At 67.6% G+C, this 11,685-nt stretch carries 10 protein-coding genes and 3 pseudogenes; 8 read left to right on the top strand and 5 right to left on the bottom strand.

The window, feature by feature from the left end; translation table 11 throughout:
• Together FE633_RS30890 and FE633_RS30885 are read left to right on the top strand one after the other, a co-directional pair.
• Window positions 1-186: a hypothetical protein gene (locus tag FE633_RS30890; protein WP_138048475.1), complete on the top strand. Its 186-nt coding sequence runs from the start codon at window positions 1-3 to the stop codon at window positions 184-186.
• A 267-nt stretch (window positions 187-453) separates the two neighbouring features.
• The gene (locus FE633_RS30885) at window positions 454-864 is read left to right on the top strand and encodes a hypothetical protein (protein WP_138048474.1); all 411 of its coding nucleotides are present in this window, start codon (window positions 454-456) and stop codon (window positions 862-864) included.
• A gap of 182 nt (window positions 865-1,046) precedes the next feature.
• Here the strand turns inward: FE633_RS30885 and FE633_RS30880 are convergent, their stop codons facing one another.
• The 3 genes from FE633_RS30880 to FE633_RS30865 all read right to left on the bottom strand — a co-directional run bounded on the left by FE633_RS30880 (window position 1,047) and on the right by FE633_RS30865 (window position 4,295).
• Window positions 1,047-1,556 (bottom strand): hypothetical protein, encoded by a 510-nt coding sequence (locus FE633_RS30880; RefSeq protein WP_138048473.1) that lies wholly within the window; start codon window positions 1,554-1,556, stop codon window positions 1,047-1,049.
• A gap of 540 nt (window positions 1,557-2,096) precedes the next feature.
• Window positions 2,097-2,639 carry a hypothetical protein gene (locus FE633_RS30870; protein ID WP_138048472.1) on the bottom strand — a complete coding sequence of 181 codons (543 nt, stop codon included), beginning with the start codon at window positions 2,637-2,639 and terminating at the stop codon, window positions 2,097-2,099.
• A 93-nt stretch (window positions 2,640-2,732) separates the two neighbouring features.
• On the bottom strand, window positions 2,733-4,295 hold the full coding sequence (locus FE633_RS30865) for a recombinase family protein (protein WP_138048529.1): 1,563 nt from the start codon (window positions 4,293-4,295) through the stop codon (window positions 2,733-2,735).
• A gap of 565 nt (window positions 4,296-4,860) precedes the next feature.
• On the opposite strand from FE633_RS30865, the gene FE633_RS30860 reads away from it, so the two are divergent.
• A complete protein-coding gene (locus tag FE633_RS30860) occupies window positions 4,861-5,205 on the top strand; it encodes a hypothetical protein (protein WP_138048471.1) in 345 nt (114 codons plus the stop codon).
• 16 nt (window positions 5,206-5,221) lie between these two features.
• Window positions 5,222-5,482: pseudogene (locus FE633_RS48765) on the top strand (restriction endonuclease); the annotation flags it as partial.
• Window positions 5,483-5,555: 73 nt separating this feature from the next.
• On the opposite strand, the gene FE633_RS30850 reads toward FE633_RS48765, so the two are convergent.
• A complete protein-coding gene (locus FE633_RS30850; RefSeq protein WP_138048470.1) occupies window positions 5,556-6,365 on the bottom strand; it encodes a class I SAM-dependent methyltransferase in 810 nt (269 codons plus the stop codon).
• A gap of 12 nt (window positions 6,366-6,377) precedes the next feature.
• Window positions 6,378-7,049, bottom strand: coding sequence for a DUF899 domain-containing protein (locus tag FE633_RS30845; RefSeq protein ID WP_138048469.1), 672 nt, complete (start codon window positions 7,047-7,049; stop codon window positions 6,378-6,380).
• 403 nt (window positions 7,050-7,452) lie between these two features.
• Here FE633_RS30845 and FE633_RS30840 point away from each other — a divergent pair, with 403 nt between their 5' ends.
• From FE633_RS30840 to FE633_RS30825, 4 genes and pseudogenes are all read left to right on the top strand, one after another.
• The gene (locus tag FE633_RS30840; protein WP_138048468.1) at window positions 7,453-7,986 is read left to right on the top strand and encodes a GNAT family N-acetyltransferase; all 534 of its coding nucleotides are present in this window, start codon (window positions 7,453-7,455) and stop codon (window positions 7,984-7,986) included.
• 1,113 nt (window positions 7,987-9,099) lie between these two features.
• Window positions 9,100-9,798, top strand: a pseudogene (locus FE633_RS49865) (hypothetical protein); the annotation flags it as partial.
• A 184-nt stretch (window positions 9,799-9,982) separates the two neighbouring features.
• Window positions 9,983-10,795: a TIGR03936 family radical SAM-associated protein gene (locus FE633_RS30830; protein WP_138048466.1), complete on the top strand. Its 813-nt coding sequence runs from the start codon at window positions 9,983-9,985 to the stop codon at window positions 10,793-10,795.
• Between the two features lie 236 nt (window positions 10,796-11,031).
• Window positions 11,032-11,685 (top strand): annotated as a pseudogene (locus FE633_RS30825) (Rne/Rng family ribonuclease); the annotation flags it as partial.

The raw sequence follows: 11,685 nt of genomic DNA, 5'->3' as shown, positions 1-11,685 counted from the left end.
GTGAGTGAGGCGTTGCGGCGCATCGTAGAGGTCCTGGGGGACGGCAGCGAGGAAGAGGCGGCTGCCGTCCTCAGGACGCTCGGCGCTCAGAGCGGACGGCAGGGGATCGTGCGGGAGGCACCGAGAACGCCGCTGCCGCCTGCTGGAGGCTCGACGACTGTCGAATCCGAGGTGGAGTGGGTCTGAGAGGCTGACAGCCTGGGAGAGCCGGTGACGGTGTCACCTGAGTGGCTCTCTCAGCTCGCGAGGCGCGCCCTTGCTTCCTAGCGTGGCGATATCGCTACGGAGGAGGCAGACATGCCGGCGAGTGAGCCGCCTGCCGGCGGTCCTCGGTGGGGAAGTCCGGGTGATGGTCCTCCCTCTTCTGAGCAGTGGGCGTCTCCCGACGGGCCTCCGCAGAAGAAGCAGCGGGGTCGTGCCTGTCTCTGGGGGTGCGGTGGCGCCCTGGCCGCTGTGATCATCATCGTCGTGGTTGTGCTGGTGATCGCGCTGGGGGATGGCGATGAGAGCACCACACCTGCGCCCACTAAGACCACCACCGACACGACGCCGCGCGAGAAGACGCAGGAACCCCGGGGCGAACGAGCGGACCTCATTAGCTTCCAGCTGGACGACCGCTCAGAAGCCGGTATCACCAATATCTGGGTCGTTTGGACGATCAAGAACAGCAGCAGCGAGCAGTCCAACTACTCATGGGATTGGGAGGCGGTCGACGCCAGCGGCACCCGACTTACGAACGGCTCTCAACTGGAGACTGACGTGCAACCTGGCCAGAGCGTCCGGGGTGAGTACCCTACGACGCTCAAGAGTGTGAAGGGCGTCAAGCTCAACATCACCAGCTTCAACCGCACTGCCAGCTATTGAAGAGGTCGGCGGCGCCTGAACCACCCCTATTGGGGTGGTTGAAAGTCGCTTCCGCTGCGTCAGTTGTTGTTGGTCCTACCCCGCATAACAGCACGTCATTGAGTGGTGCGAGCCGAAAGCACGAGCCCCGCCCGCACGGAAACGTGCACAGGACGAGGACTCCGCTGGCATAGGCGGCGCGTCTACCGAGAGGCTCGCAGACGGGCGTGAAGGGTCTGACGGGAGATGCCCGTCATGCGAGCGAGGGCGGCGACGTTGACCTCGGCACCTTCCGACTCGATCAAGTCGACCATGCGGATGATCTCCTCTATCGCGCCGTTCCGCACAGCGTTGCCGAAGGCCCAAGAACACGCCTTGCCCTGGATGATTTCAAGGCGTCCCTCTGCTAGCGGGCTATGTTCCGCGTGCGTCAGCACTTCCCTGGCCGGGTTGCTGTCGAAGCGGTCAAGGAGTTTGTGTGCCTCGTCGAGGTCGATGGAGATCAGCTCCAGCTTTCCTCCGCCGAACTGCCAACGGCCGATGAGGCGCTCATACAACTCAGCCTTGCGCGTTGCGTGCTCCGCCATCTCACGCGATCGCCTGGCCTCCGTAGCCCGGCCGAGCTTGTCGGCCTTTGCGGCGTCGCGGTAGTGCTCGCCCGAGCTGATGCGCTGGCGCTCCGCCTCTTTCCGAAGGTGATCGTCATCCCACATGGGAACATGTAAAGATATTGGCTCACATTTCGTCAAGGTCTTTACATCTCCGGGCAGTCTACCGGCCGTCACAGCCGCCCGTCTGTCTTCATGTTGTTCGCTCTCGGTCGGCATCGGTGCGGCTGCGACCAGCGGGCACGCTCACTGACGTGAGTGAGGTGTTGGGGCGCGTCGTCGAAGCTCTGGGGACAGTGGCGAGGAAGAGGCGGCTGCCGTCCTGCGGGCGCTCGGTGCTCAGAATCGGCGCCAGGGGGTCGTGCGGGAGGCACCGAGGACGCCTCTGCCGCTCACTGTGGGGCGGGAAGCCGTTCCCGGCACGGTCACTGATGCCCACTGGCGCTACATCGGCTCTGGCCACACCACCGGTGTTGCCTTGATCGCGGCAGGTATCGCTGAAGACCTGGAAGAGTCCCGGCGGCTCCACTCGGAGGCGAGCGAAGAGCATGATCGAGAGCGAGATCGTCATCGTGGACGACGACGGCAATGAGGAACCGTTCGAACCTTCCGCGTTGTGTGGCTGAACACTGCAAGCTCTCGGCTCTATGCCGGGGAAGAGGAGGTGGCTGAGGCCAAGTTCAGAGAGGTACTGAGCTCAGATGCGGCTGCCGATGTGGCCTCAACCAAGAGCCGGTACGCCCCGCCGCGAAGCGCGTCCGCTCTTGCAGCTACGGCCGCAGTGACTACTGGGTCGTCATTGGTATGCATGCGCAGATCCCCACACCACATCGACAACTGGGCGTTGAGACGGTTGAACAGGTCAATGACCTGAGGCTCCGGCGCTTCCATATACGCGACAAGAACCAGCCGATTGACGCTTCTGACCTCTTGGGCAATTTCGTCAAGTCGTGCACCTTGCTCCGCCGTCCGCAAGCGCGCAGCGTCGAGCGCATCAATCGCTGAGGCGGCCTGGGACAGGAAGTTGACGTATGCCTCGCGTTTCAACTGACGACGCCAGTGTGCTTCCTGGCTCGAAGCCTGGAGCCGTCCGGTGAGGGCGGCTGAGAGTACCGCGCCACCTGCACCGACGGCTGCGCCCAGTACAGCTGCGATGGCTCCGACCAACGCCACTCCCCCTGCGTTCATAGCCACATTCTGCCGGAGGCCACGCATCGTCAGTCAGGTCCACCCTGCCGAGTCTGCACATGACACGGAGCTGACCGATGGTGGAGACGAGCCTTAGAGCGCTTCCGCGAAGTCGTTCTCTCGGATCACGAGCCGCTCGCGCACGTCTTTCGGGATCAGTAGGCGGAGGTGCACCTTCGGGGCGCGCACCTTCGGCACCTTCGTGCGGGTGACCTCGCATCGGATGCCGACTCGGTACAGGTCTGCGGCCATGGCTTCCATGCCGCCTTCCTGCCAGCGCTCGCGGAAGGTTTTCCCGTCATGGACGTTGACCCATCGGTCCTTCGCCGTCTCCGGGTCGATGGCTTCGAGTTCCCCAATGAGCTTGTCTAGCGTCACCTCCGCCTGCTCCTTTGTGAACCGGGTCTTTGTGTACCGGCCGCCGGGTTCGAGCTCCTTCATGTAGAGCGCGATGGACTCTTGGAGGCGCTTGATCTCTCGCCGCACCTCGGCACCCTCGGCGTACTGGCGAACCTGTACGGGGAAGTCCCCGAGGACCCTGAGCACGTCCTCCACGAGGCGCTCGTAGACCTGCCCGGGGTTGGGTGAACCGAGCCCGCCGCTCTTGCAGTTGCCGCACCGTAGGTAGTGGTAGGTTCCGAACTTGTTGTTCGTTATCTGTACGGTCATGTTCGTCTTGCAGTCGGCGCACAGGAGGACGCCGAGGAACTGAGTGGCTCCGCCGACACGGCGCGGCGGCTGGTTCTTCTTGCGCTTGTCGAGAGCCGCGCCGAGGGTCTCGAACTCCTCCTCGGTGAAGATCGGGGGAGCCACCTTGATCGGCCTGCCGTCCTTGCCGAGGATCGGCTTCGAGCGTCGTTGCCCTCCCTGCTTGTCCTCTTCTACTCGGTAGCCGAGGAGCGCGGGGTTACGGAGGCGGCGGTGGAGCGTCGCCACGGTGAGTCCCTGGCTCATGAGGCCGGACCGCTTCAGGCAGCGCACCATGAACCGGGCGGAGCGTCCTCGAAGTGCCATGCGTCGAGCCCAGTGCAGTGCCTTGTCCGCCTCGGGGTCGATGACGAGAATGAGCTTCCCCGAGTCGTCTTCGTCCGTGACGTAGCCGTACGTCGGCTTGCCGATGATCCAGTCTTCCTGAGTCTTCGCGTAGTCCCACAGGCTCATGACTCGGGTAGAGGTGTTGGCCGCTTCGATCTCGGCGATACCGCCAATGATCGTGACCATGATCTTCCCGGCCGTCGTCGTGAGATCAAGGCTGTCGTTCTTCGAGACGAGGTTCTTCCCGCGCTTCAGGCTCCACTCGATCATCGTTGACAGATCGGAGAGGCGGCGTACGAAGCGGTCGAGCTTCCAGAACAAGAGCTCATCGAACTCGGGGGAGCGGTTGTTCAGCCAGTCCCCGAGTTCCTTCCTCTTCCACGGCGGGACCTTCGTTGCCGACACGTTCAGATCCGAGGCGACGCCGATGACTCGGCAGCCTCGTTCCCTGGCCAGGATGCGAAGGTCAAGCTCCTGCCGCACCGGCGAAGTTGTGTCGTCCGTCAACACCGACAAGCGGATGGACAGGAGAGCCCGAGGAGCGTCCTCGGGGAGCAGGGCCTCGGCCCGCTTCAGCTCCTCTAACAGAGCAAGGTCGGCTTCGGTCCATTCAGCTTCCACCTTGTAGGCCGCTCGCTCTGCCGCGAGCCGCCGCTGTCCTCGTTTCCCCATGCCGGCCAGCGTAGGACCATTTTTTAGAGCTTTATCCGTATTACTAGCTATGGATACCGAGATCCAGATGGCCTCGACGGGCAGGAAGCTGTTGCCGCTGACGGTCACGAACTGTGCGGCTGCGCCCAGCGGGCACGCTCACTGACGTGAGTGAGGCGTTGAGGCGCGTCGTCGAAGCCTTGGGAGACAGTCGCGAGGAAGAGGCGGCTGCCGTCCCTGCTGTCTGAGGGCTGAGAGTCTGGCAGAACCGTGCTCGGCGGCTGTCGCCTGAGTGGCTGCTCTCGGTTCGCGAGGTGCTCTCCGGCTTCCTAGCGTGGCGATATCCGTCACGGAGGAGGCCGACATGCCGGCGAGTGAGCCGCCTGCGGGCGGACCGCAAGCAGACGGTCCTCGGTGGGGGCGCCCGGATGACGGCCATCGTCCTTCCGGGGAGCGGGTATTTGCCGGTGGGCCTCCGCAGAAGAAGCGGCGGGGGCGTGCCTGTCTCTGGGGTTGCGCCGGCGCCCTGGCCGCAGTGGTCGTCATCGTCGTGATTGTGTTGGTGATGGCGTTGGGCGGGACGGGCGAGAACCCCAGGAATCCACCGTCGGCCGATGTGAAGATCACGTCTTGCACGGTCGATGCGACAACGCGGCTGCCTTCGGCCGGGCTTGAGATCCACAATCACAGCTCGAAGGCCTCGACGTACGGCGTGACGGTCGAGTTCAAGGCCCCGAACGGGACGCGTCTGTCTGAGGGAGCCGCCCTGTCCCTGACAGTCGAGTCAGGCCAGAGGGTGAAGACCTCGGCTGTCGGCAAGGACCAGGTCACACAGAAAGTGACGTGCAAGGTGACGAAGGTGAACCGGATCGCGGCCTGACGGAGTGTGCTTGCTCCTACAGGGATTGCTGGCTGCCGGCTGCCGAGCCCCGGACTTCAGAGCCGCCGCTCTCATCCGTTCCGAGGAGGTTGCGCCTTTCTCGCCGGGCCCTCTCGCGATTCCTGTGCCTATGCCGGATCCGAACCAGTAACAAGCGCAGGGTGGTTGGACTGCGGCTCGGCGAGCGGCGCAGGCTGAAGCACGTGCTCGGTTCGACCACGACTGGCATGCGGCGCAGGCCGCGGAAGCCCAACGACAGCAACAGCTGGCGACGTACCACTGGAGTAGTACCTCAAAGGCCATTGCGGTGCGGCGCTTACGGGAGAGCCGCGCTCTTCGCTGCTGCTTGACTAGGGCCCGTCTGCATAGGGTCGGCGGCCCCAGGCCGAGATCATCGGCGAGGTGGCGAGATCGAGGCGGCCGGCCGCGATGTTGGCAAGGTGCCGCTCGATCTCCTCGTCCGTGGCGAGGCCTGTGGCGATGAGCTTGTCACGTACCTGGTGGACGGTGGCTGCCTCGAGAACGTCGCACTGGGGCGAGGCGATCGGGAAGTACGCGTCGGCTTCGACATCCTCGAGGCCGACCTCGCGCAGCAGCCGCGGCAGCTTGCGTCCGTAGGCGAGGTCGGCGCCGCGCTGCTGCAGAAGCTGACGGAAACCGCGGCGCAGCCGGTTGGCGAGTTCCTGCTCGGGACCGTGCTCGTCGGGGCAGATCAGCGGCTGCAAAGCGGGATCGGCGTCCTCGATCAGCAGCCATCCGCCGGGGCGCAGCGCCTGGACCATGGAGCGCAGCGCGGCATCGCGGTCGGCGACGTGGACGAGGAGCAGGCGGGCGTGGATCAGGTCGAAGGGCCCGGCGGGGGGTTCGTCGAGGGCGACGTCGTGGCGGAACACCTCGACCCCCTCAGCGGCGGCCGTCTCGGTCCAGGACACGTCGATGTCCGTGGCAAGCACGCGCCCGCGGGGCCCGACGCGCTCGGCGAGCCACGCGGCGACGGTCGGCCCACCGGCCCCGACCTCCCAGCACTGCCACCCCTCATCGATCCCGACCGTGTCGAAGTGCCGGAACGTCGAGGCATCGAAGAGGGCTGACAGCGCGTCGAAGCGTGTGCCCGCCTCGACCTGCCGGTTGTCCAACAGGTATCCCTTGTCCTGGCCCATGAACCGATCCTGTCACGGTCGACCGTGGTATTCGTCGTGCCAGTTCCACCATTCGTAGGGCGGGGTTTGGGGATAGTCCTCGGGGGAGTCCTCCCATGTCTCCTGCCGTCCGAGCGCGGTCATGTCGAGGTAGCTCCAGGTGCTCCCCAACGCCTCGTCACCGCGTGCGTTGATGAAGTAGGTGCGGAACACGCGGTCGCCCTCGCGAAGGAACGCGTTCGTGCCGTGCCACTCGTCCACACCGAAGTCGGCATCGAAATCGTCGGTGATCGTGTACCAGGGCATCGTCCAGCCCATCCGTGCTTTGACACGCTCGATCTCCGGCTGCGGCGCGCGGGAGGCGAAGACGAGGGTGGTGTCGCGGGCGTTCAGATGAGCGAGGTGGCCGACGTGGTCACCCACCATGGAGCAGCCGACGCAAGCGTGGTCGGGCCAGCCGGTTACCCCGGGGTCGAAGAAGGCGCGATAGACGATCAGCTGACGCCGTCCTTCGAACAGGTCGAGCAGACTCGCCCTACCGTCGGGTCCGTCGAACTCATACTCCTTCTCCACCGCCTGCCACGGCATCCGCCGACGCTTGGCGGCCAGTGCGTCACGGGCGTGGGTCAACCGCTTTTCTTCCACGAGCAGCTGCTGGCGCGCAGCTTCCCACTCTTGCGGTGAAACGACCGGGGGTGTCTTCATCGCGACGTTCCCCTTCCAGTTCGGTGCGGCCTCATGCGTCCAGGGTCGTCCGCCACGGGCATGGGTGCACGTCCAGAAAGAGAAAACAAAGTCATTGCGCAGGCATGGGAGGTTCTGCGGTTGTGGCCTTCGCGTATTCGTGGTCGATGAGGGTGAGGCGTGTACAGCGGCAGGTCGTCCAGTTGCAGGCCGTGCGTGCCGTCTGACTGCCTCGCGTCGTTGGACCAACGCCCTGGGCTGCGGGTGGCTGACGCATGCTCATATGTCGCTTTCCCGATCGGTGATGGCCTGCGCGGCTTTCGCGGCGGGCTCCGATCATGGATAGCAGCCCGCCCGGTACGGCGGTGGGGCCGTCGGCGGAAATCCATGGCCGGGTCTTGTGTCTGCGCGGCACAATCGGGCGATGCCGCAGCTCATTGCTCCTGATCCGCGTTTCCGCGCTTCCTTCCTTGAAGCGGTGCGCGAGAACATCGCCGAGGACGAGTACTTCGGCAACACCCTCAAGCGGGAGCTCGCCGTGTACGGCGACAGCTGGCACGAACCGGACGGCTTCGCGCGCTATGTCGCCGCGGTCCGCGAGGAGGAGTCGGAGGAGGGACGCCGCCCCGAGGGCTTCGTGCCCGGCACCTGGTACTGGTACGTGGACGCCGACACCTATCTCGGCCGGATCCAGATACGTCACCGTCTAACACCCCACCTCCGCGAGGTCGGCGGCCACATCGGCTACGGCGTACGGCCCACCGCGCGCAGGAACGGGCACGCCACGGCCATGCTCCGCGACGTCCTGCCGCACGCGCGTGCCCTCGGCCTCGACCGCGTCCTCGTCACTTGCGACACCACCAACATCGGCTCCCGCAAGGTCATCGAGGCCAATGGCGGGGAGTTCGAGGACCAGCGGGGAGAAAAGCTGCGATTCTGGATCCGTACCGACCGCTGACGCGTCTTCGTCGCCATGGACCTGGAGAAGGCACCGCCCGCAGCCTCTGCGCGGCGGCAGGACGAGGCGGCGCGGGCCCCTGAGGCCGAGGGGTGTCTGGCGGTCGCGATCCGCGTTCCCGTGCGCATCGTGGTGTTCGTGCTGGTGGTACCGGTGCGGATGGCGTGGGACGCGCTGGTCGCCGTTGCGCGTTTCCTCAAGGATGCGGTGTTCCGGCCGCTGGGGCGGGCGGTCGGGGGCCTGCTCACCTCAGTCGGACGGTCAGTCGGGTGGCTGGCCGATCGACTTGTGACCTTCCTGGTGTGGCTGATGACCGGCCTCGACACCGTCTTGACGTGGCTGGGCAAGCTGGTCTTCGTCTGGCCGTGGGTGGGGCTGTGGCGATACGTGATCGCGCCCGTCGGCCGTGCTCTGGGCCGGCTCGGGCACGTGTTGCTGATCGTGTTCCCCGTGTGGCTGTACACGCGCGTACTGACGCCTCTCGGTCACGGGATCGTGTGGGCGCTGCGGGGGTTCGGCGCCGGGTGCGCCTGGTTGTGGCGAACACTGGCCGTCGCGCCGGCCGGCGCTCTGTGGCGTTGGGTGCTTGTGCCGGTCGGGAGGGGCGTCGCGTGGGTGGGTAGTGGTCTGTGGGCTGGTGTGGTGTGGCTCGGGCGTGGTGTCTGGGCGGGCGTGAGCTGGCTTGTGGTGGGGGTCGGGGTGCTTTTGCGGTGGGTGTTTGTCGTGCCTGCCGTGGCCTTGTGGCATGAGGTGCTCGTGCCGGTCGGGCGCGGAGTCGTCTGGCTCGCGCGAGGTGTCGCTACTGGGGTGGTCTGGGTCGCGCTGAGTCTGTGGGCCGGGGGCAAGTGGGTCTGCGGCGGCGCCTGGGCCGGTGTGGTGTGGGTCTGTCGTGGTGTGTGGGCCGGTGGCGCGTGGGCCTGCCGCGGTGCGTGGGCCGGTATCGCGTGGCTCGGGCGGGGCCTATGGGTCGGCATCGCGTGGTTCGGGCGTGGCATTTGGGCGGGCGTGACCTGGCTTGTGATGGCGGTAGGGGTGCTGTTGCGGTGGGTGTTTGTGGTGCCTGCCGTGGCCCTGTGGCGTGGGGTGCTCGTGCCTCTCGGGCACGGGATCGTGTGGGCGTTGCGGGGGTTCGGCGCCGGGTGCGCCTGGTTGTGGCGAACACTGGCCGTCGCGCCGGCCGGCGCCCTGTGGCGTTGGGTGCTTGTGCCGGTCGGAAGGGGCGTCGCCTGGGCGGGGCGCGGTCTGTGGGCTGGTGTGGTGTGGCTCGGGCGTGGCGTTTGGGCGGGCGTGAGCTGGCTTGTGGTGGGGGTCGGGGTGCTGTTGCGGTGGGTGTTTGTGGTGCCTGCCGTGGCCTTGTGGCGTTGGGTGCTCGTGCCGGTCGGGCGGGGGATCGTTGCCGTCGCTCGCGAGATCGGCGCGGCGCTCGGGCACGCGTGGCGGGTCGCCGGGTATGTGTCGCTTGCCGTCGGGCGATTCCTCGGGCGTCTTTTCCGGTGGATCTTCGTCGAACCGGTGCGGTGGTTCTACAAGGACGTACTCACCCCCGTCGGACACTTCGTGCGGGACGCGGCCTGGCGACCCGCCGCGGAGGCCGCGCGCAGCGTGGGACGCAGCGTCCGGCAGGCCGTGGCGAGCGCCCGCGAGAGCGCACGCCAGACCCGGGCCGACATCCGGCGGATGCTGTTCGGGGCGCCGCGTACCCCCGTGCCGGTGTCCTTGACCAAGGGAGTGCGGGAACCCGCCGTGCTCTCTGCGCGTACCCTGGGTGGTGAGTCCGGACGCGACGACCTTCCCCCGCCCGCGCGGGGGTGATCCGGAACCGGCTGACGCCGAAGAGGCGTCTATCGGAGCTGTTCCCGCTGGCGCGGGGACGCCCAGGTCCATCCGCACGTCCGCGAGGCGGCGCACCGCGCACCGCTTCACACCGAGGACCTCACACCGAGGAGAAGAACCACTGGGCAAGCGACAGCCCGAAGGCCCGCCGCCCGCACCCGCGGTGCAGCGCATCCGACTGCGCTACACCAAGCGCGGCCGCCTCCGGTTCACCAGCCATCGTGACTTCCAGCGTGCCTTCGAGCGTGCGCTGCGCCGCGCCGAGGTGCCGATGGCGTACTCGGCGGGGTTCACCCCGCACCCGAAGGTGTCGTACGCCAATGCCGCACCCACCGGCACGGGCAGCGAGGCCGAGTACCTGGAGATCGCGCTCACCGAAGCGCGCGATCCCGACAAGCTGCGTGCGCTCCTCGACGAATCGCTGCCCGCCGGGCTCGACGTCGTCGACGCGGTCGAGTCCCGTACGTCGGGACTCGCCGACCGGCTCACGGCCTCCGTCTGGGAGCTGCGCCTGGACGGCGTGGCCCTCGCGGACGCCGAGCGCGCGGTCGACGCCTTCGAGAAGGCCGAGACCGTCGAGGTCCAGCGCAAGATGAAGAACGGCATGCGCACCTTTGACGCCCGCGCCGCGGTCGCGAGCCTGGAGGCGCACGGTGTCGTCCCCGAGACGCACAGTCCACAGGCTGATAGGCCGACCGACCTGCCCTGTGCGATACTGCGGCTGGTTGTTCGGCACGTGACGCCTGCCGTTCGACCCGACGACGTCCTGTCCGGTCTCCGAGCTGTGGCCGACCTGGCGCCGCCGGTCCCCGCAGCGGTGACCAGGCTGGCGCAGGGGCTTTTCGATGAAGAGACCGGCACGGTGACCGACCCGCTCGCGCCCGACCGCGAGGCAGTGGCAGCCGCCCCAGCCGATTCTCCTGGGGTCGCGGTCGCTGCCGCCGCGAAGGCGCCGGCGCCGGAAGGTCCCGCGTAAGGACGGATGTCGTAGCGCCGCCCTTGTACTCGGGAGCCACCTGGGTCGGGCAGCGCACCGACCACAAGACTTTCGCCAGGCCGTACGCACACATGGTGTACGGAACCGGCGAGACAGGACACAGAGAGCTCCCGAGCGGCGCCCGCGCCCCGGACGGCGGAACCGCGCATCGCGCGAGCCGCGGACGTCACCGGATCCGGCGCGGCGCCCGGGAGCCTGACGGGAGATCCACCCGCATGCTCGAGCCGAACGAACCCACTCAGGGTTCTGAGAACAACACCCCCAGCGACACCCTGCCGCCCCGTCGGCGCCGCCGCGCCGCGTCCCGCCCCGCGGGCCCGCCCGCGGCGACGTCCGAAGCCGCAGCCGAGACCACGGCTCCGGCCATACCGGCAGCGTCCTCCGCCGATCTCGCGGTGGAGGAGGAGATCGAGGAGACGGCCGCTGCCGCCGAGACGGCCGCGACCGAAGAGACGTCGGTGACCGCCGAGGCTGCAGAGGTGGCCGAGGCCCCCGAGGCCCTCGAAACGCCCGAGACGGTCGTTACCGAGGAGCCCGAGCCCGCCGCCGAAGAGGCCGCGCCGCCCGCCGCTCGTACGCGCCGTCGCGCGTCGCGTCGTGCGTCCGCCCCGGCTGGTGCGCCGAAGGCCGCCGAGGCCCCGGCTCCGGTCACTGCGACCACTCCGGCCGTGGAGGAGCCCGCGGCCGAGACAGCCGCATCCGCCGAAACCGCATCCGCCGAGACCGCGGCCTCCGTAGCTACGGAGGCGGAGCCCGCCGCCGAAGAGGCCGCGCCGCCCGCCGCTCGTACGCGCCGTCGCGCGTCGCGTCGTGCGTCCGCCCCCGCCGGTGCGCCCAAGGCCGCCGAGGCCGCCCAGGCCGCTGACGCC

The sequence above is a fragment of the Streptomyces montanus genome, from assembly GCF_005786655.1.
In the GTDB taxonomy this organism is placed as follows: Bacteria; Actinomycetota; Actinomycetes; order Streptomycetales; family Streptomycetaceae; genus Streptomyces; species Streptomyces sporangiiformans.
This window is presented reverse-complemented; position numbering and strand designations above follow the sequence as displayed.

Coding starts and splice junctions, on each gene's coding strand:
- FE633_RS30880 (WP_138048473.1), bottom strand. CDS start 1,556: ATGTGGGATGACGATCACCTTCGGAAAGAGGCGGAGCGCCAGCGCATC.
- FE633_RS30870 (WP_138048472.1), bottom strand. CDS start 2,639: ATGAACGCAGGGGGAGTGGCGTTGGTCGGAGCCATCGCAGCTGTACTG.
- FE633_RS30850 (WP_138048470.1), bottom strand. CDS start 6,365: ATGGGCCAGGACAAGGGATACCTGTTGGACAACCGGCAGGTCGAGGCG.
- FE633_RS30845 (WP_138048469.1), bottom strand. CDS start 7,049: ATGAAGACACCCCCGGTCGTTTCACCGCAAGAGTGGGAAGCTGCGCGC.
- FE633_RS30840 (WP_138048468.1), top strand. CDS start 7,453: ATGCCGCAGCTCATTGCTCCTGATCCGCGTTTCCGCGCTTCCTTCCTT.